The sequence below is a fragment of the Paraburkholderia sp. J12 genome (assembly GCF_905220215.1).
GTDB lineage: Bacteria > Pseudomonadota > Gammaproteobacteria > Burkholderiales > Burkholderiaceae > Paraburkholderia.
This window is the reverse complement of sequence record NZ_CAJMZC010000009.1, coordinates 133,478-153,507: the sequence shown is the minus strand read 5'-3', so window position 1 is coordinate 153,507 and position 20,030 is coordinate 133,478. Positions and strand designations below refer to the sequence as shown.

Genomic DNA, 20,030 nt, shown 5'->3' with positions numbered 1-20,030 from the left:
GGATCGCAGCCGTTTTGACAAGATGGGCGGCGCGTGCCGGCAAAACCGGCCAAAGCGCGCCTGCCGACAGGCTAGATAAAGAACAAGGAATCGCTTCGCGATGAGTTACCACGACGAACAAGAATCGATCGAGAGCTTCAAGGCATGGTGGGCGCAGTGGGGCAATGTCTCGACGTGGATCGTGCTGATCGCCTTGCTCGCCCTCGCGGCGTGGAACGGCTGGAACTACTGGCAGCGCCATCAGGCGGCCGAGGCTTCCGTGCTGTATGACCAGGTCCAGCAGGCCGCGAACGGCACCGACAAGGCGCTGCTCACGCGTATCGCCTCCGATATGGAAGACCGTTTCGGCGGCACGGCTTACGCGCAGATGACGGCGCTGGCCGTCGCCAAGGCGCTCTACATGGACGGCGACGAAGCGGGCGCGAAGGCGCAGCTGCAATGGGCCGCCGACCATGCGAAGGACGACGAATTCCGCCAGATCGCGAAGCTGCGTCTCGCTTCGCTGCTGCTCGACGAAAAGGCCTACGATCAGGGTCTCGCGCTGATTCCGCAGCCGGATTCGGGGCCGTTCAAGGGTGTCGTGGCCGACGGCCGCGGCGACCTGCTCGCGGCATCCGGCAAGCGCGAAGACGCGCGCGCGGCGTATCAGCTCGCGCTCGACAGCCTGCCGAAGAGCGATGCTTCCGAACGCCAGCTGATCCAGTTCAAGCTGGATGCGCTGGGCGGCTAAGGCGCCCGGATCCGGACCTACGCCCAGGCGCATTCCCATCAATCCCATCCCTTCATGCTTCGCTCACCGATGAATCTGCTGAAACGATACGTTGTGCCCGCCGCCTGTGCGATGACTCTCCTTGCACTCGCGGCCTGCTCGTCGCACAACGACGAGCGCCGCACGCCGGTACCGCTCACCGAGTTCAAGCCGGTGCTCAACGTCCAGCAGGTATGGAAGGCGAGCGTCGGCAAGGCCGGCCGCTACCTGTTCTCGCCGGTCGCCGTCGGCGACGCCGTCTATGCGGCAGGCGCGAACGGCTCGGTCGGCAAGTTCGATGCGCAGACCGGCAAGGAAATCTGGAAGGTCAAGCTCAAGGACGACCTCTCGGCAGGCGTCGGCAGCGACGGCAACCTCACGGCCGTGGGCGGCCTGAAGGGCCAGGTCTACGTGCTCGACAACAACGGCAAGCTGCTGTGGCAGGCTAAGGCGCCGGGCGAGATCATCTCGCCGCCGCTCGTCGGCAACGGTCTCGTGATCGTGCGCACGATCGATGGCCAGATCGTCGCCTTCAATGCGCAGACGGCCGAGCAGAAGTGGCTCTACCGCAACCGCGCCGTGCCGCTTAACCTGCGCGTTTCGGCCGGCATGACGTTCGCCGGCGACCAGGCCGTGCTCGCGGGCTTCCCGGGCGGCGGTTTCTCGGCGATCAACCTGCAGACGGGCGATGCGTTCTGGGAAACACCGGTGTCCTATCCGAAGGGCGTGACCGAAGTCGAGCGCATCAACGACGTAAGCGGGCCGCCCACGCTGGTCGGCGCAACCACCTGTGCCGTCACGTTCCAGGGGCAGCTGGGCTGCTTCGATGCGAACTCGGGCCGTCCGATGTGGCAGAAGCCGTTCTCGAGCGTGAGCGGCATTGCCCAGGACGACACCACGGTGGTGGGCGCCGACGACTGGTCGGTCGTGCACGCGTACAGCGTGGCCAACGGCAGCCAGACGTGGAGCTTCGACAAGCTCAAGAATCGCGACCTCAGCGTGCCGGTGCTGCTGGGTCACGCGGTCGTGATGGGCGACTACCAGGGCTACGTGCATTTCCTCTCGCTCGACGACGGCAGCTTCGTCTCGCGCGTGAAGACCGACGGCAGCCCGATCGTCGCGGCGCCGGTGCTGGCCGGCAATACGCTCGTCGTGCAGACGAAGGACGGCGACCTGTTCGGTCTGCGTCCGCAGCAGTAAAGCGACGTTCGACGCGCCCCGTTCCGGGCCGTCCGGTGGCGGCGGCGCAGCCGTTTTCGAGCGGCTTTTCGAACCTCTCCCCAGGGGCAGCCGGCCTTGAGCCGTGCGATGCCCCGCACCGGGCCGGCGCAAGCCGGCCGCATGCGTTCTGACCGGGCGCAACCGCAATGGACACCGCTCCCGCTGCCAGCCCGGCGCCTTGCGTCTTGCGGGCGCTGACCGTGTTGGCGGCGCGCCGCTTCGGCCGCGTGTCCGTTTCGTGATATTTCGTGATAATTTGCAACTGATGCCGCCCCTGCAGGCGCAGGCCGTTGCCGCGCAGCGCGCCGGAATTCCGGTGCCGCGCCTTACCGTAGAAAAGATCAGATGAAACCCGTAATCGCCCTCGTCGGGCGCCCCAATGTGGGGAAATCCACGCTGTTCAACCGGCTCACGCGCTCGCGCGATGCGCTGGTGGCCGACCTGCCGGGCCTCACGCGCGACCGTCACTACGGCGAGGGGCGCACGGGCGATCGTCCGTACCTCGTCGTGGACACGGGCGGCTTCGAGCCCGTCGCGAAGGACGGCATCCTGCACGAGATGGCGCGCCAGACCCGCCAGGCGGTGGCGGAGGCCGACATCGTCGTGTTCATCTGCGACGGTCGCAACGGCCTCGCGCCGCAGGACAAGCACATTGCCGACTATCTGCGCAAGACCGGCCGGCCGATCTTCCTCGTGGTGAACAAGGCCGAGGGCATGAAGTACTCGGCCGTGGCCGCCGACTTCTACGAGCTGGGCCTTGGCGACCCGCGCGCCATTTCTGCCGCGCACGGCGACGGCGTGACCGAGATGATCAACGAGGCGCTCGATCAGGCCTACGCCGAACAGCCCGAAGAAAGTGAAGAGGACGCCGAAAAGCACGGCATCAAGATTGCGATCGTGGGTCGGCCGAACGTGGGCAAGTCGACGCTCGTGAACACGCTGCTCGGCGAAGACCGCGTGATCGCGTTCGACATGCCGGGCACGACGCGCGATTCGATCTATATCGACTTCGAGCGCGGCGGCAAGAAGTACACGCTCATCGACACGGCGGGCCTGCGCCGCCGCGGCAAGGTGTTCGAAGCCGTCGAAAAGTTTTCGGTGGTGAAGACGTTGCAGTCGATTGCCGACGCGAACGTCGTGATCCTGATGCTCGACGCGCACCAGGAGATCTCCGACCAGGACGCGCATATCGCGGGCTTCGTGGTGGAGCAGGGCCGGGCGCTCGTGGTGGCCGTGAACAAGTGGGACGGTCTCGACGAGCACGCGCGCGAGCAGATCAAGCACCACCTGCTGCGCAAGCTCAAGTTCCTCGACTTCGCGAAGTTCCACTTCATCTCGGCGACCGAGAAGTTCGGCATCGGCGCGCTGATGCGCTCGGTGGATGCGGCCTACGCGGCCGCCATGGCGAAATTGCCTACGCCGAAGCTCACGCGCGCGCTGATCGAAGCCGTGGAGTTCCAGCAGCCGCGCCGCCGCGGCCCGGTGCGCCCGAAGCTGCGCTACGCGCACCAGGGGGGACAGAACCCCCCGATCATCGTCATTCACGGCAACGCACTCGACGCCGTGACGGAGACTTACAAGCGTTATCTGGAGAACCGCTTCCGGGAAACTTTCTCGCTGACGGGGACTCCATTGCGCATAGAGTTTCGTTCCTCGACGAACCCCTACACCGAGAAAAGCTGAGCCGTGTTCGCTGGCGCACATGGCCGCACGCGCAGTCCTGGCGGGGCGGTCCGGATCCGCGCCGGTGAACGAGAATCGGCTATAGTGTAGCGATTGGTGCCGGATTTCTTTTTCTTCGGCATCAGTCCAAGTTAAACCTGCAAAAAAATACGGAGTTTGCTATGAGCAACAAAGGGCAACTGTTACAAGACCCGTTTTTGAACGCGCTGCGCAAGGAGCACGTGCCTGTTTCGATCTATCTGGTCAACGGCATCAAGCTTCAAGGGAACATTGAATCGTTCGACCAGTACGTCGTGTTGCTCCGTAATACGGTTACGCAGATGGTTTACAAGCACGCCATTTCCACGGTCGTCCCCGCCCGTCCGGTGAACTTCCACCCGGATTCGGAAACGTCCTGATCCACGGTACGGCCGGTCCGGGACGCTCCAAAGGCGAACCGGACCGGCCGTTTCCATTTTGACATCCGCTAATTTGACCAACGCCGCACTTGTCGGCATCGACTTCGGCAAGACCGATTTCGAAGCCAGTCTCGAAGAACTCAGCCTGCTCGCACAGAGTGCGGGCGCTCATCCCGCCGTCACGCTCACCGGCCGACGCTCGAGCCCGGACGCCGCCATGTTCATCGGCAGCGGCAAGGCCGAAGAACTGCGTCTCGCGTGCGAATCGCACGACGTCGAAATCGTCATCTTTAATCACGCTCTCTCGCCGGCCCAGCAGCGCAATCTGGAGCGCGCGCTCAATCGCCGCGTGGTGGACCGCACGAGCCTGATTCTCGATATCTTCGCGCAGCGCGCCCGCAGCCATGAAGGCAAGCTGCAGGTCGAGCTCGCACAGTTGCAATACCTCGCCACGCGCCTCGTGCGCGCGTGGACCCACCTCGAGCGCCAGAAGGGCGGTATCGGCCTGCGCGGCCCCGGCGAAACGCAGCTCGAAACCGACCGCCGGCTGCTCGGCGACCGTATCAAGATGCTGCAGGGACGCCTCGCCAAGCTGCGCCGTCAGCACGGCACGCAGCGGCGCCAGCGCCAGCGCAACCAGACCATGTCGGTCTCGCTCGTCGGCTATACGAACGCAGGCAAATCCACGCTCTTCAATGCGCTCACGAAGGCGCAGGCCTATGCCGCCGACCAACTGTTCGCCACGCTCGACACCACCTCGCGGCGTGTCTGGCTGGGGGGCGAGGTCGGCCAGATCGTGCTCTCCGATACGGTGGGGTTCATCCGCGAACTGCCTCACCAGCTCGTCGCGGCGTTTCGCGCGACGCTCGAAGAAACCGTTCAGGCCGATTTGCTGCTGCACGTGGTCGATGCATCGAGCGCCGTGCGTCTTGACCAGATCGATCAGGTCAACGGGGTCCTGCACGACATCGGCGCGGACACGATCCGTCAGGTGCTGGTGTTCAACAAGATCGACGCCGTGCCCGAACTGGCGGCCCGCGGCGGCACGGTCGAGCGGGACGAGTATGGTAATATTTCGCGCGTCTTTTTGAGCGCGCGCACGGGCGTCGGACTGGATGCGCTGCGCGCCGCCATCGCCGAAATTGCGACTGCCGAGCCGATCGCCGACGTGTCGCAGCCGCCTGCCGCCGCCGACTGGAACGCGGTGCCCCACGAACCTCGCAGGGAACCGGAACACGGCCACTGACGCCGCGCCCCGGCGCCATCGATCCGTGCGGCCACGCCGGCTTTTTCGTCGGGCGCAGTGCCCCAGGGCCGGCGAAAGCCGCACGCATTGACCCGCTGTCTACTCTGGTGAACGAACTCAGGTGAACGATTACAACAAGCGGTCTGGCTGGCAGCGCGCGCGCGCCATTTTCTCGTTGAACGACCCGCGTTGGGGTCGTGGCGACGGCGAGCGCCCGGACGACTCGCGCCGTCCCCCGAGCAAGGGCGGGGACAACGACGGGCCGCCCGATCTCGACGAGATGTGGCGCGACTTCAATCGCCGTCTCTCCACGTTTTTCGGCCGCAAGGGCAACGGTAAGGGCCCGGGCAACCTCGGCTCGCGTCCCGACAACGGCAATGGCGCCCGCATCGGCGTGGGCATCGTGATCGGCGTGCTGATTGCGATCTACGTGGGCAGCGGCGTCTATGTCATCCAGGACGGGCAGGCCGGCGTCGTGCTGCAGTTCGGCCAGTACCGCTATACCGTCGGCCAGGGCGTGCACTGGCGCCTGCCGTATCCGTTCCAGACCCACGAAGTGGTGAACATCGACCAGATCCGTTCGGTCGAGATCGGGCGCAACAATCTCGTGCGTCCGGCCAACGTCAAGGACGCCTCGGTCATCACGCACGACGGCGACATTCTCGACGTGCGCTTCACGGTGCAATACCAGGTGAAGCAACCGACCGACTACCTGTTCCAGAGCGTCGATCCCGATCTCACCGTCACGCAGGCAGCGCAGGCGGCCGTGCGCACGGTGGTGGGCGCGCGCAGCACGAACGATCTGCTCTACGCGGACCGCGAGCCGATTCGCGCGCAACTGGCCGACGCGATCCAGCATTCGCTCGACGCGTACAAGACGGGTCTCGCCGTGACCGGCGTGACGATCCAGAGCGTGCAGGCGCCTGAGCAGGTGCAGGCCGCTTTCGACGACGCCGCAAAGGCGCATCAGGATCGCGAGCGCGCGAAGCGCGACGCGCAGGCCTACGCCGATCAGCTGCTGCCGCGCGCGCAGGCCGACGGCACCCGTCTGATCGACGATGCGAAGGCCTACAGCGAACGCGTGGTCGACGAAGCGCAGGGCGACGCCCAGCGCTTCATGCAAGTCTATGAGCAATACGCGAAGGCGCCGGCCGTGATTCGCGAGCGCATGTATCTGGAGACCATGCAGCACATCTACTCGAATACGACGAAGGTGTTCGTCGACAGCAAGTCCGGCAACAACGTGATCTACCTGCCGCTCGACAAGCTCGTCGACGCCACGCGTCAGCGCGCCGCGGCCGCTGCTGCGGCATCGGGCGCGTCTGCGGTCGCGCCTGGTGTTTCGACACCGGATGCCTCGTCGGCCGCCGCGCCCGCCTCGGGCGACGCGCAGCAGCAAGGCGATCAGCAGGGCGCACAGCAGGGTGTACAGCAGGGCGCATCACAAAGCGCCCAGGGCGCCCAGCAGAATGCGCAGCCGGGCGCCGCGCCCGCACCCTCGGCCAGCGACGCCGCTGCCGCCGCGAGCGACGCATTCCGCTCGCGCGACGCGTTCCGCAGCCGCGGCCGCGAAGACGACGTGCAATAACGGAGCGCACTCATGAACCGAATCATTGCGCTCGTCGTTGTGGTCGTCGTGGCCGTGCTGGTCGCATCGTCGTCGGTGTTCGTCGTCGATCCGCGCCACGTGGCCGTCATTTCGTCCTCGGGCGGCAGCCCGGCCACGCTCGCGGGCCCGGGCATTCACGTGAAGCTGCCGCCGCCGTTCCAGACGGCGACGTTCATCGATACGCGCGTGGAGGCGTTCGACGCCCCCGACGCCGACCGCTACACGACGGCCGACAAGACCGAACTGCTCGTGAACCCGGTGATCCGCTATCGCATTGCCGATCCGCTCAAGTTCTTCGCCGCGACGAAGGGCGACCCGCAGACGCTCGCCGACCGTCTCGCCTCGCTTTCGCGCGATGCGCTGGCGGATGCGTTCTCCAAGGTCACGCTCAGCGCCGCGCTCGCGCAGCAGGAAGCCATCGCCAACGACGCGCGCGACGCACTGCGCACCGCCGCGGCGCCGCTCGGCATCGACGTGATCGACATCGAGCTCACGCGCCTCGACTATCCGCCGGAGCTTGCGGACGCGGTCTACAAGCGCATGAGCGCCGCCCGCGAGCAGATGGCCGCCGACGAGCGCGCCCAGGGCGCGGCCGATGCACAGCAGATCAAGGACGACGCGGAGCGCAAGCAGCAGGACGCCGTCGCGCAGGCTTATGCCGAGGCCCAGGCCATCAAGGGCGAGGGCGACGGCAAGGCCGCGGCGATCGCCGCGGAAGCTTATGGGCACGACCCGCAGTTCTATCAGTTCTATCAGAGCATGCAGGCGCTGCGCGACAGCTTCAAGCCCGGCGACGTGGTCGTGGTCGATTCGTCGAGCGACTTCTTCCGCTTCATGCGCGGCCCGAACGGCGGCGAGAATACGCCGGCCCCGGCCGCCCCGCGCAAACACTAGACAAAACGAGACGCCGCGCCGCTTGCGGCGCGTTCCTTTAGCATGGACATTGCTGGATCCCTGTTGCTCGCGATCGCGCTGATGCTGATTATCGAGGGCATGTTCCCCTTCGTCTTTCCGACGGCGTGGCGCGACACATTCCGTAAAATCGCGGAAAGGCCGCCGCATCACATCCGGATCGGCGGGCTGATCGTGATGGGGCTCGGCCTCGTGCTCCTGATGCTCGCAACCTGATTGCAAACGAACGCACGCGCCGCTTTGCGCCGTGCGTTCCGGTTCCCCGGCCCGCGCGATTTGCGATTCGCGCGCCGCCTTCATAGTGGTAGGACTCAACCGATGTCGACCTGGTTACTTCCCGAGAATATTGCCGACGTGCTGCCTTCCGAGGCACGCAAGATCGAAGAGCTGCGCCGGCGCCTGCTGGACCGTTTTCGTGCCTACGGCTACGAAATGGTCATGCCGCCGCTGCTCGAGTATCTCGAGTCGCTGCTCACGGGCAGCGGGCGCGACCTGAATCTGCGCACGTTCAAGCTCGTCGACCAGATCTCGGGCCGCACGCTCGGCCTGCGTGCCGACATGACGCCGCAGGTGGCGCGCATCGACGCCCACCTGCTGAACCGCCAGGGCGTGACGCGCCTGTGCTACGCGGGCAACGTGCTGCATACGCGTCCGCGCGGTCTGCACGCCACGCGCGAACAGATCCAGATCGGCGCTGAAATCTACGGGCATGCAGGGCTCGAAGCCGACCTCGAGATCCAGCAGCTGATGCTCGACGCGCTGCGTCTCGCGGGCCTCGCCAAGGTGCGCCTCGACCTGTGCCATGCAGGCGTGCTCGCGGCGCTGTTCGAAGCCGATCCGGCGGCGGCCGCGCTCGGCGATGCGCTCTACGAAGCGCTCGCAGGCAAGGACGTGCCGCGCCTCGCCGAGCTGACCGCCGACCTCGCGCCGCTCACGCGCGACGCACTGCGCGCGCTGCCCTCGCTCTATGGCGACGCCGGTGTGCTGGAGGAGGCGCGCACGCGCCTGCCGGCGCTGCCGGGCATTGCCCGCGCGCTCGACGACCTCGCGTTCCTCGTAGGCGAGATCGACGGCGCGGAACTGATGATCGATCTTGCCGATCTGGGCGGCTATGCCTACCACAGCGGCGTGATGTTCTCGGCCTACGTGGACGGCGTGCCGAACGCCGTGGCGCGCGGCGGCCGCTACGACAAGGTGGGTGAGGCTTATGGCCGGGCCCGTGCCGCGACGGGCTTCTCGCTCGATCTGCGCGAAGTGGCCCGTATTTCGCCCGTCGAGGCGCGCAGCAGCGCGATCCTCGCCCCGTGGCGCCACGACGAAGCCCTGCGCGCCGCCGTGGCGGCGCTGCGCGATGCAGGCGAGGTGGTGATCCAGGCACTGCCCGGCCACGAACACGATATGGACGAATTCGCGTTCGATCGCGTGCTGGTCGAGCGCAACGGCGCCTGGCTCGTCGAAGCCCGCGCCTGAACAGGCGAAAACTCGGGTGAAAGCGGCCCCGCAGCGGGCCGCGCGAGGACGCTCGCATTCGCCGCGCCGGCCGCGCAGTTCCTTGAGTGCAAAGGAAAATTCCCGCTATTTCGGGAAAAAAAGGCGGGCGTGCGTCCGAACCCAGGTAGAATACGTTTTTAACCAGCTAACGAAACACCATGTCTGCCAGCGCAGTGAATGTAACCCCGGGGCGCAACGTCGTCGTCGTGGGCACCCAATGGGGCGATGAAGGCAAGGGCAAGATCGTCGACTGGCTGACGGACCACGCGCAAGGCGTGGTGCGTTTCCAGGGCGGTCACAACGCCGGCCACACACTCATCATCGGCGGCAAGAAGACCATTCTCCGGCTGATCCCGTCGGGCATCATGCGCGCCGGCACCGCCTGCTACATCGGCAACGGCGTGGTGCTCTCGCCCGAGGCCCTCTTCAAGGAAATCGGCGAGCTCGAAGAAGCGGGCATCGACGTCCAGAAGCGCCTCTTCATCTCCGAAGCCACCACGCTCATCCTGCCGTACCACATCGCCATCGACCAGGCGCGCGAAGCGAAGCGCGGCGCCGCGAAGATCGGCACGACCGGCCGCGGCATCGGCCCGGCCTACGAAGACAAGGTGGCGCGTCGCGGCCTGCGCGTGCAGGACCTGTTCGAGCCGGAAATCTTCGCCGAACGTCTGCGCGAGAACCTCGACTATCACAACTTCGTGCTCACGCAGTACCTGGGCGCCGCTGCGGTGGACTTCCAGCAGACGCTCGACACGATGCTCTCCTACGCCGACCGCCTGAAGCCGATGGTAACGGATGTTTCGCGACGTCTGTATGACGCGAACCGCCAGGGCGGCAACCTGCTGTTCGAAGGCGCGCAAGGCACGCTGCTCGACATCGACCACGGCACCTATCCGTTCGTCACGTCGAGCAATTGCGTCGCGGGTGCCGCGTCGGCGGGCGCGGGCGTCGGCCCGCAGCAGCTCAACTACATCCTCGGCATCACCAAGGCGTATTGCACGCGCGTGGGCTCGGGTCCGTTCCCGAGCGAGCTCTACGACGCCGACAATGCCGACCGCCAGGAAGAAGTGGGCCTCACGCTTGCGAAGGTGGGCAAGGAATTCGGTTCGGTCACGGGCCGTCCGCGCCGCACCGGCTGGCTCGACGCCGCCGCGCTGCGCCGCTCGATCCAGATCAACGGCGTGACGGGCCTGTGCATCACGAAGCTCGACGTGCTCGACGGTCTCGACGAAGTGAAGCTCTGCGTGGGCTACAAGGTCGACGGCAAGGATGTCGATATCCTGCCGCGCGGCTCGTCGCAGGTGGCCGCGTGCGAACCGGTCTACGAGACCTTCCCGGGCTGGAAGGAAAGCACCATCGGCATCACGCAATGGGATGCGCTGCCGAAGAGTGCGCAGGCCTATCTCACGCGCGTGCAGGAAGTGGCGGGCGTGCCGATCGACATGGTCTCGACGGGCCCGGATCGCGACGAGACGATCCTGCTGCGTCATCCGTTCAAGGTGTAAAAGAAGCAAATGAGGGGTAGTGCAGAATGATTCAGATGACGGACCCGCGCAACGACGACAAGAACCTGTGGGTCGGCTGGGATGAGTATCACCGGTTGATCGAACTCCTCGCGCTCGCAGTCCACGAGTCGCGCTGGAAGTTCGACCAGATCCTGTGTCTCGCGCGCGGCGGCCTGCGCGTGGGCGACCAGCTCTCGCGCATCTACGACCTTCCGCTCGCGATTCTCGCGACGAGTTCGTATCGCGAAGCGGCGGGCACGGAACAAGGCGAACTCGACATCGCCCAGTACATCACGATGACGCGCGGCGAGCTCTCGGGCAACGTGCTGCTCGTGGACGATCTGGTCGATTCGGGCGTCACGCTCGCACGCGTGCAGCAGCACCTCAAGGAGCGTTATCCGGCCGTGACCGGCGTGCGCTCGGCGGTGCTCTGGTACAAGGGCTGCTCGAAGGTGAAGCCCGACTATTTCGTGCAGCACCTGCCGACCAATCCGTGGATCCACCAGCCTTTCGAGGAATGGGACACGGTGCGCCCGCACAATCTGGGTGCGTGGATCAAGCGTGGCCTGCAGCAGGCGGCCGCGAACGGCGCGCAGTCGTAACGTCCTCGTTTGCGCGCGCCGCGAAACCGGAACGGAGCCTCTCGGGGCTCCGTTTTTTTTTGCCTGATTCCTTTGCGTGACGATTTCGTGTCCGAGATCCAATGGGCACGCGCGGGCAGACGTGATGAGGGGCGGATGCTACACTTCGCCCGAATGGACGACGTGGCACTGCCACAACGGGTGCCTCATCGCGGTGGAGCGCCCGGTTTAGAATAGCGGTCGCTTTTTTTTCCGCCTCGAAACGGATTTCCGCGTCTATGACAACTAGCACACACGTGGCAAAGCAGTCCCTGCCGTCTCTAGCCGTTGCGGCGATCGGCGTGGTGTTCGGCGATATCGGCACCAGCCCGCTTTATTCGCTCAAAGAGGCGTTCAGCCCCGACCACGGGATTCCGCTCAACGATACGTCCATCCTCGGCGTCATCTCGCTGCTGTTCTGGGCGATCATGATCGTCGTGAGCGTCAAATACGTACTGTTCGTGATGCGCGCCGACAATAACGGCGAGGGCGGCGTGCTCGCGCTGATGGCGCTGGCGCTGCGTACCTTCAAGCGTTCGAGCCGCGCCGCACTGGTCCTCACGGGCCTCGGCATCTTCGGCGCCTGCATGTTCTATGGGGATGCGGTCATCACCCCCGCGATCTCGGTGATCTCGGCGGTCGAAGGTCTCGAAATCGCGGCGCCCAAGCTCTCCCATCTCGTCGTGCCGCTCACGATGGTGATCCTCGTCGCGCTCTTCTGGATCCAGCGTCACGGCACGGCGCTCGTCGGCCGCCTGTTCGGGCCGATCATGGTGCTGTGGTTCGTGACCATCGGCATTCTCGGCCTCTCGCACATCGTGCAGACGCCGGGCGTCATCGCCGCGCTCAATCCGTACTACGCGATCAGCTTCATGGGCGCGCACATGCTGCAGGCCTACGTGGTGCTCGGCTCGGTCGTGCTGGTGCTGACGGGCGCCGAGGCGCTTTATGCCGACATGGGCCACTTCGGCGCCAAGCCGATCCGCGTGGCCTGGTACGTGCTCGTGATGCCGTCGCTCGTGCTGAACTATTTCGGCCAGGGCGCGCTGCTCATGCAGGACCACAAGGCGATCGAGAACCCGTTCTTCCTGCTCGCGCCCGACTGGGCCCTCCTGCCGCTCGTCGTGCTCTCGACGGTGGCCACCGTGATTGCGTCGCAGGCCGTGATTTCGGGCGCGTATTCGCTGACGAGCCAGGCGATCCTGCTGGGCTACGTGCCGCGCATGAAGGTGCTGCACACATCCGACCTCGCGATCGGGCAGATCTACGTGCCGGTGGTGAACTGGCTGCTGCTCTTCGTCATCCTGTGCATCGTGATCGGCTTCAAGAGCTCCGACAATCTCGCGGCGGCCTACGGCATCGCGGTTACCGCGACCATGGTCATCACCACGGTGCTCCTGAGCGTCGTGATGATCGAGATCTGGAAGTGGCACAAGGCGCTCGTCGCGCTGATCATCGGCATCTTCCTCGCGGTCGATCTCGGCTTCTTCGGCGCGAACCTGCTCAAGGTGGAAGAGGGCGGCTGGCTGCCGCTCGGCATCGGCGCGCTGCTCTTCTTCCTGCTCATGACCTGGTACAAGGGCCGCATGATCGTGAAGGAGCGCACGGCTGCCGACGGCATTCCGCTCATGCCTTTCCTGCAGGGGTTGCTCGCGCATCCGCCGCATCGCGTGTCGGGCACGGCGATCTACCTCACCGGCAGCGACACGATGGTGCCGGTGAGCCTGCTGCACAACCTCAAGCACAACAAGGTGCTGCACGAGCGCACGATCTTCCTGACCTTCGTGATCCGCGACATTCCCTATGTGCCGGACGCGGAGCGCCTGAGCGTGAAGGATATCGGCGGCGGTCTCTATCTCGTAAAGGCCGACTACGGCTTCAACGAAACACCGGACGTGAAGGCCGTGTTGCAGGAAGTGGGCAAGACAGAAGGCATGAACTTCGAGATGATGGACACCTCGTTCTTCATCGCGCGCGAGACCGTCGTGCCGACGCAGCTGCCGGGCATGTCGATCTTCCGCGAGCGCGTGTTCGCGTGGATGCATCAGAACGCGGCGAAGCCGACGGACTTCTTCAGCATTCCTGCGAATCGCGTGGTGGAGCTGGGAACGAAGATCGAAATCTGAGCGCGGGTTGTTTGCCTGAAGGTAAAAAAAGGCAAAAAAGCAAAAAAAACGGCACCGAGGTGCCGTTTTTCATTGGGGTCTGCGGTTTCAGCGCTGCTTGAGCTTCGCGAAAGCAGCAGCCATGGCGCCCGCCGGTTCCGGTTCGCGCGAGCGCTGGCCGCGGTTCGCCTGGCCGGCGTTGCCACCGCGATGGCCCGGAGCGTTGGCCGAGCCGCTGCCCGAGCCACCACCTGCCGCACCGCCGCCGCTACGCTGGCCGGCGCTCGCGGGGTCGTCGCTCAGGCGCATCGTCAGCGCGATGCGCTGACGCTTCACGTCGACGTCGAGCACCTTTACCTTGACGACCTGGCCGGCTTTCACGACTTCGTGCGGGTCCTTGATGAACTTCGTGGACATCGCGGAAACGTGCACGAGGCCGTCCTGATGCACGCCGATGTCGATGAAGGCACCGAACGCGGCCACGTTCGTCACCACGCCTTCGAGCAGCATGCCCGGTTCGAGGTCCGAGACCTTTTCGACGCCTTCGCGGAAGGTCGCGGTCTTGAACTCGGGGCGCGGATCGCGGCCCGGTTTTTCGAGCTCGGAGAGAATGTCGCGCACGGTGGGCAGCCCGAAGCGCTCGTCGACGAACTCGGCGGGCGAGAGGCCCGAGAGCGCTTCGCGGCTGCCGAGCACGTCGCCGATCGTGCGCCTGATCTTCGCGAGCATGCGCTCGACGACCGGGTACGCTTCCGGGTGCACCGACGAGCGGTCGAGCGGGTTCTCGCCGCCGTTGATGCGCAAAAAGCCCGCCGCCTGCTCGAAGGTCTTGTCGCCGAGGCGCGGGACTTTCTTCAAATGCTCGCGCGAGGGGAAGGGACCGTTGGCATCGCGGTAATCGACGATATTGCGGGCGAGCGTCGCATTCAGTCCCGACACGCGCGCGAGCAGCGCGACCGATGCGGTATTGGCATCCACGCCCACGGCGTTCACGCAGTCTTCGACCACGGCGTCGAGCGAGCGGGCCAGCTCGCGCTGGTTCACGTCGTGCTGATACTGGCCGACACCGATGGCCTTCGGCTCGATCTTCACGAGTTCGGCGAGCGGATCCTGCAGGCGGCGCGCGATGGAGACCGCGCCGCGCAGCGACACGTCGAGTTCGGGAAATTCCTTCGCCGCCAGTTCGGACGCCGAATAAACTGACGCACCGGCCTCGGATACGACGATCTTCTGCAGCTTGAGCTCCGGATGGCGCGACATCAGCTCGCTCGCGAGCTTGTCGGTTTCGCGCGAGGCCGTGCCGTTGCCGATGCTGACGAGTTCGGCCTGGGTCTGCGCGGCAATGCGCGCGAGCTTCGCGATCGAGCCGTCCCAGTCGCGGCGCGGTTCGTGCGGGTAGATCGTGTCGGTGGCGAGCAGCTTGCCGGTGCGATCGACGACGGCCACCTTCACGCCCGTGCGCAGGCCCGGATCGAGGCCGATCACGGCCTTCGGGCCCGCGGGCGCGGCGAGCAGCAGATCCTTGAGGTTGCGCGCGAACACGTGAATCGCTTCGGTTTCGGCCTGCTCGCGCAGGCCCGTGAGCAGTTCGTTTTCGAGGTGCGGCTGCACCTTCACGCGCCAGCACCAGCGGCAGACGTCGGAGAGCCACTTGTCGGCGGGGCGGCCCTGGTTCGCAATGCCGAAGTGGCGCGCGATCCGGCCTTCGCCCGGATGCGGCACGAGCGCATCCTGCTCGGTGCCGAGCCCAAGCTTGACCATCAGCACGCCCGCGTTGCGCGCGCGGAAGAGGGCGAGCGCCCGGTGCGAGGGGATGGTCTTGATGGTTTCGGAGTACTCGTAGTAGTCGCGGAACTTCTCGCCTTCTTCGCCTTCCTTGCCTTCCACGACCGTCGAGCTCACCACGCCCTCGTCGTGCAGCCACAGGCGCAGCTTGCCGAGCAGTTCGGCCGTTTCGCCGAACTGTTCCGAGAGAATGTCGCGTGCGCCGTCGAGGGCGGCCTTCACGTCGGCCACGCCCTTTTCGGCATCCACGTATTGCGCGGCTTCCGTTTGCGGATCGAGCTGCGGATTGGCGAGGAGCGCATCGGCGAGCGGCTGCAGGCCCGCTTCGCGCGCGATCTGCGCGCGCGTGCGGCGCTTGGGCTTGTAGGGCAGGTAGAGGTCTTCGAGCACCTGCTTGCTGTCCGCGGTTTCGATGGCGCGGCGCAGCTCGTCGGTGAGCTTGCCCTGTTCTTCGATGCTCGCGAGGATCGTGGCGCGGCGCTCTTCGAGTTCGCGCAGATACAGGAGCCGCTCTTCGAGCGTGCGCAGCTGCGTATCGTCGAGGTTGTCCGTGACTTCCTTGCGGTAGCGGGCGATGAACGGAACGGTCGCGCCTTCGTCGAGAAGCTGTACGGCGGCGGCTACCTGGCGCGGCTGGACGGTCAGTTCGGTGGCGATACGCTGGACGATCTTGAGTGCTACGTTTTCCGTCATAGGGTCTGGATATTCCTGCGAGGATCGGGTTGCATCGGGTTGCGCGTGCCGGGCCGTGCGGGAGAGACCCGGATCAACGAGATCGGGCGGCCCGCGGCCGGTGGAGCGGGGCATTTTGCCATAAATGCCGGAGCGCTCAACCCGGGGGGTGTTAGAATTTCGGCCATGTCCCGCTGCCACCAGAAGACGTTGACGATCTCGCGCTTGCTCCCCGGTTTCCCCCTCGTTAAGCCCAGTTTGCGCGCCGGCGCCCACTGGCGGACCGCCACCCGCGTGGCGGCTTGCGCCATCGCGTTGTGCGCTACGGCAGGTGTGCCGGCACAGGCGCAGGAGAGCGCGGCGTCCGATGCGGCCATGCGTGCGCCGACGGAGCCGAATGCGCAGAATGCGCTCCCGGCCAGTGCCGAGGTGCCGGCCGCGCTGGGCGGCGTAGCGCCGCAGAACGGGGCGGCGGCGCCCTGGGTGGCCTCGGGAACGGGCGTCACGGCGAGGCCGCTCGATGCCGTGTCGGCGTCGTCGGCGGGTGCGACGGACAGCGTGCAGGCCGGGTTCGATGCACGCCAGAAGGTGTTGGACCGCCGCACGGCGGAGAACAATTACCGCTATGGCGTCGCGCAGCATGACTGCTATAGCACGTTTTTCGTGAATCATTGCCTTGGCAAGGCGCGCGACCAGATGCGCGTCGAGCAGGCCGATATCCGCAGCCAGCAGTTGCAGCTCGACGAAGAGCAGCGCGCGGACCACGCGCGGCGCCGCGACGAGCAGGCCGCGCTGCAGCGTGCCCAGGACGAAGCCGACGCGCCGCAGCGCGCCGCCAACGACGCGCGTAATGCAGCAGCCTACGAGCAGAAACAGCAGCAACACGTGCTCGACCAGCAGCAGCGCGCGGCCGAAGCGCCGCAACGTGCCGCGAACGAGCAGGCGTACCAGCAGAAGTTGCAGCAGCACGCGCTGGATCAAGCGCAGCGCCAGGGCGAGCAGGCACAGGCCCAGCGCTCGGCGAACCAGGCCGCGTACGATCAGAAGCAGTCCGACTTCCAGCAGAAGCTCGACGAAGCTCACCGCCAGGGCCAGCAGAAGGCCGCGGAGCGCGAGCAGAAGGCCGAGCGCTACCAGCAGAAGCAGGAAGACGCGGCGAAGCACAAAGCCGACGTGGAAGAGCGTCAGAAGCAGGCGGCCGAGAAGGCGCAGCAGAAGCAACAGCAGCAGCAACAAGCGCAACCGCAGCAGCAACCGCAAGACCAGTAGCACGCTTTTTTGGCCAGACAGCAACCTCAGGTGCGCCGCCTGATCGTGCAGGGGCGCGCCGCTCAGAACGAGGAGGCGAGCATGCGCGAGCAACGTGAAGTCAAGGCCGCGGTCCTTCGTGACCGGATACTCCAGCTGGAGTCCGAGCACGGCGATCTGGACCGTATGATCGACCGCATGGCCGAGACGCCGGGAAGCGACGATCTCGAACTGCAGAGGCTCAAGAAGCGCAAGCTCAAGGTCAAGGACAACATCATCCTGCTGCAACTGCAGCTGGACCCCGATTCACCGAAGACTTCGGACGGGCACGGCTAGAGTCCGGGTCCCGGCAGGCGCCGGGGCACGGCATCGAGAACGCCGCGGCCGCCGGAACGAGCAGGAACCGCTTGCCTTGAATTCAACGACTGTTTCGCGATCCCGGCCCGCGCCCGAAGGCGGCGCGCCGGCCGATGACGCACGTCCCGAGCGTGCCGCCGCGGCACCGCTCACCGCGCGGCGCGCGGCCGAACTCGACGACCTGTTCGCGGCCGACGGGCTGCTTGCCCGCGAGATCGACGGCTATCGTCCGCGTGCCTCGCAGATCGAGATGGCGCGTGCGGTAGCGGCCGCCATGGAAGCCGCGGCCCAGGCGTTGCCGGATCCTTCGACATTCGAGTTGCAGTCGCGCCCCGCGCGCCGCCAGGGTAGTGCGGGCGCCGCGCCGCAGGATCGCGCCGACGAAGCCGCCAAGGCTGTCGCCGATTCCGGCGACAACACGCTGATCGTCGAGGCGGGCACGGGTACCGGCAAGACCTATGCGTATCTTGTGCCGGCCATGTTGTGGGGCGGCAAGGTGGTTGTCTCCACGGGCACGAAGCATCTCCAGGACCAGTTGTTCCAGCGCGATATTCCCACGGTGCGCGATGCGCTCGCGGTGCCCGTGAGCGTTGCGATGCTCAAGGGCCGCTCGAACTACCTGTGCCACTACTACCTGCAGCGCACGGCCGACAACGGCCGGCTGCCGTCGCGCCAGGAAACGTCCTGGCTGCAGGAGATCGTGCGTTTCGCGAAGATCACGCGCTCGGGCGACAAGGCCGAGCTCGCGAGCGTGCCGGAAACGGCGGCGGTGTGGTCGATGGTGACCTCGACGCGCGATAACTGCCTCGGCCAGGAGTGTCCGCACTACAAGGATTGCTTCGTGATGCAGGCGCGCCGTGAGGCGCAGCAGGCGGACATCGTGGTCGTGAATCACCACCTGTTCTTCGCCGACATCATGCTGCGCGACACGGGCATGGCCGAGCTGCTGCCGAGCGCGAACACGATCATCTTCGACGAAGCGCATCAGCTGCCCGAAACGGCGACGCTCTTCTTCGGCGAGACGCTTTCGACCTCGCAGTTCCTCGAACTCGCCCGCGATTGCGTGGCCGAGGGCCTGAGCCATGCGCGCGATGCGGTGGAGTGGGTGAAGCTCGCCGCGGGGCTGGAGCGTGCGGCGCGCGACGTGCGTCTTGCCTTCAAGGAAGACTCGTTGCGGCTTTCGATCACGCAGTTGCCGGACGACCATCCGCTCTTCGACGCGCTCGATGCCTTGCAGACCGAACTCGGTGTGCTGGCCACGGCGCTCGCCGGTCAGGCGGAGCGTGCGGAGTCGCTGGGCGCCTGCCTTCGCCGTGCGCGCGAATTGCAAGGCATTCTGGCGGGCTGGACGGCCCCGCAGGGCGGTGCCGCACCCGCACGCGAGGCTAGCCAGCCCCAAGCCGCCGGCGAGGGCAAGAACGCCGCTGACGACGAACATGCCGATACCGACGAGAAAGTCCGCTGGGTCGAGGTGTTCTCGCACACGGTGCAGTTGCACGAGACGCCGCTTTCGGTCGCCCCGATTTTCGCGAAGCAGCGTGCGGGCGTGCCGCGCACGTGGGTCTTCACGTCGGCGACGCTTTCGGTGCGCGGCGATTTCACGCACTATGCCGCGCAGATGGGCCTCAGTGCACGCCGCTCGATGACGCTGCCGAGCCCGTTCGACTATCCCGAGCAGGGCCTGCTCTACGTGCCGCGCAATATGCCGCAGCCCTCGTCGCCGCAGTTCACCGATGCCGTGTTCGACGCGGCACTGCCGGCCATCGAGGCTTCGGGCGGCGGTGTTTTCATGCTGTGCACGACGCTGCGTGCGGTGGACCGGATCGCTGCGAAGCTGCGCGACACGATCGAGGCGCGCGGCTGGAAGACGCCTTTGCTCGTGCAGGGCGATGCGAGCCGCACGGAATTGCTGGAGCGGTTCCGCGCTTACGGCAACGCCATTCTGGTGGGCAGCCAGAGCTTCTGGGAAGGCGTGGACGTGCGCGGTGATGCGCTTTCGCTCGTCGTGATCGACAAGCTGCCGTTCGCGCCGCCCGACGACCCGGTGCTGGCGGCGCGGCTCGATGCGCTCTCGAAGAAGGGCTTGAGCCCGTTCGCGGTACATCAGCTGCCCCAGGCCGTGATTACGCTCAAGCAGGGCGCAGGGCGCCTGATCCGCGCGGAAACCGATCGCGGCGTGCTGATGATCTGCGATACGCGGCTCGTCGATAAACCGTATGGCCGGCGTATCTGGCAAAGCCTGCCGCCGTTCAAGCGCACGCGGGAAATCGAGGTCGTGAAGGCGTTCTTCGGCAGGGAAGAGGAAGGCGAGGCGTAACGAGCGTCGAGTGAACCGGGGTCGTCGCTTATCAAGACGCTCCCCGGTGCCGGTCGGTGATCCTGCCTATTGTCCTGTCAATTCATGCAGGTTGCATAGAACAGCACGCGACC

At 66.1% G+C, this 20,030-nt stretch carries 16 protein-coding genes; 15 read left to right on the top strand and 1 reads right to left on the bottom strand.

Features of this window, described 5'->3' with window-relative positions:
• The first annotated feature begins 100 nt into the window (after positions 1–100).
• From U5760_RS19965 to U5760_RS19910, 12 genes are all read left to right on the top strand, one after another.
• The gene (locus tag U5760_RS19965) at positions 101–730 is read left to right on the top strand and encodes a tetratricopeptide repeat protein (RefSeq protein ID WP_322014011.1); all 630 of its coding nucleotides are present in this window, start codon (positions 101–103) and stop codon (positions 728–730) included.
• A gap of 69 nt (positions 731–799) precedes the next feature.
• On the top strand, positions 800–1,948 hold the full coding sequence (bamB, locus tag U5760_RS19960; RefSeq protein WP_322014010.1) for an outer membrane protein assembly factor BamB: 1,149 nt from the start codon (positions 800–802) through the stop codon (positions 1,946–1,948).
• A gap of 366 nt (positions 1,949–2,314) precedes the next feature.
• Positions 2,315–3,652 carry a ribosome biogenesis GTPase Der gene (der, locus tag U5760_RS19955; protein WP_322014009.1) on the top strand — a complete coding sequence of 446 codons (1,338 nt, stop codon included), beginning with the start codon at positions 2,315–2,317 and terminating at the stop codon, positions 3,650–3,652.
• A 161-nt stretch (positions 3,653–3,813) separates the two neighbouring features.
• Complete coding sequence (hfq, locus tag U5760_RS19950) at positions 3,814–4,050, top strand: RNA chaperone Hfq (protein WP_028224456.1); 237 nt, start codon at positions 3,814–3,816, stop codon at positions 4,048–4,050.
• A 58-nt stretch (positions 4,051–4,108) separates the two neighbouring features.
• Positions 4,109–5,296 carry a GTPase HflX gene (gene hflX / locus U5760_RS19945; protein ID WP_322014008.1) on the top strand — a complete coding sequence of 396 codons (1,188 nt, stop codon included), beginning with the start codon at positions 4,109–4,111 and terminating at the stop codon, positions 5,294–5,296.
• 121 nt (positions 5,297–5,417) lie between these two features.
• Positions 5,418–6,884 carry an FtsH protease activity modulator HflK gene (hflK, locus tag U5760_RS19940; RefSeq protein ID WP_322014007.1) on the top strand — a complete coding sequence of 489 codons (1,467 nt, stop codon included), beginning with the start codon at positions 5,418–5,420 and terminating at the stop codon, positions 6,882–6,884.
• A 12-nt stretch (positions 6,885–6,896) separates the two neighbouring features.
• Positions 6,897–7,799, top strand: a complete 903-nt coding sequence (locus U5760_RS19935) for a protease modulator HflC (RefSeq protein WP_322014006.1) — start codon at positions 6,897–6,899, stop codon at positions 7,797–7,799.
• Between the two features lie 42 nt (positions 7,800–7,841).
• Complete coding sequence (locus U5760_RS19930) at positions 7,842–8,033, top strand: DUF2065 domain-containing protein (RefSeq protein WP_028210024.1); 192 nt, start codon at positions 7,842–7,844, stop codon at positions 8,031–8,033.
• A gap of 102 nt (positions 8,034–8,135) precedes the next feature.
• On the top strand, positions 8,136–9,287 hold the full coding sequence (locus U5760_RS19925) for an ATP phosphoribosyltransferase regulatory subunit (protein ID WP_322014005.1): 1,152 nt from the start codon (positions 8,136–8,138) through the stop codon (positions 9,285–9,287).
• Positions 9,288–9,466: 179 nt separating this feature from the next.
• Complete coding sequence (locus U5760_RS19920; protein ID WP_322014004.1) at positions 9,467–10,813, top strand: adenylosuccinate synthase; 1,347 nt, start codon at positions 9,467–9,469, stop codon at positions 10,811–10,813.
• 26 nt (positions 10,814–10,839) lie between these two features.
• Positions 10,840–11,415 carry a phosphoribosyltransferase gene (locus tag U5760_RS19915; RefSeq protein ID WP_322014003.1) on the top strand — a complete coding sequence of 192 codons (576 nt, stop codon included), beginning with the start codon at positions 10,840–10,842 and terminating at the stop codon, positions 11,413–11,415.
• Between the two features lie 257 nt (positions 11,416–11,672).
• On the top strand, positions 11,673–13,559 hold the full coding sequence (locus tag U5760_RS19910; RefSeq protein ID WP_322014002.1) for a potassium transporter Kup: 1,887 nt from the start codon (positions 11,673–11,675) through the stop codon (positions 13,557–13,559).
• 87 nt (positions 13,560–13,646) lie between these two features.
• Here the strand turns inward: U5760_RS19910 and U5760_RS19905 are convergent, their stop codons facing one another.
• Positions 13,647–16,016 (bottom strand): Tex family protein, encoded by a 2,370-nt coding sequence (locus U5760_RS19905; RefSeq protein WP_322014001.1) that lies wholly within the window; start codon positions 16,014–16,016, stop codon positions 13,647–13,649.
• 354 nt (positions 16,017–16,370) lie between these two features.
• On the opposite strand from U5760_RS19905, the gene U5760_RS19900 reads away from it, so the two are divergent.
• The 3 genes from U5760_RS19900 (at position 16,371) to U5760_RS19890 (ending at position 19,917) form a co-directional block, all read left to right on the top strand.
• A complete protein-coding gene (locus tag U5760_RS19900) occupies positions 16,371–17,264 on the top strand; it encodes a colicin transporter (RefSeq protein WP_415914141.1) in 894 nt (297 codons plus the stop codon).
• 81 nt (positions 17,265–17,345) lie between these two features.
• Positions 17,346–17,579 carry a DUF465 domain-containing protein gene (locus U5760_RS19895; RefSeq protein ID WP_322014123.1) on the top strand — a complete coding sequence of 78 codons (234 nt, stop codon included), beginning with the start codon at positions 17,346–17,348 and terminating at the stop codon, positions 17,577–17,579.
• A gap of 76 nt (positions 17,580–17,655) precedes the next feature.
• Positions 17,656–19,917: an ATP-dependent DNA helicase gene (locus U5760_RS19890; RefSeq protein ID WP_322013999.1), complete on the top strand. Its 2,262-nt coding sequence runs from the start codon at positions 17,656–17,658 to the stop codon at positions 19,915–19,917.
• The last annotated feature ends 113 nt before the right edge of the window (positions 19,918–20,030 follow it).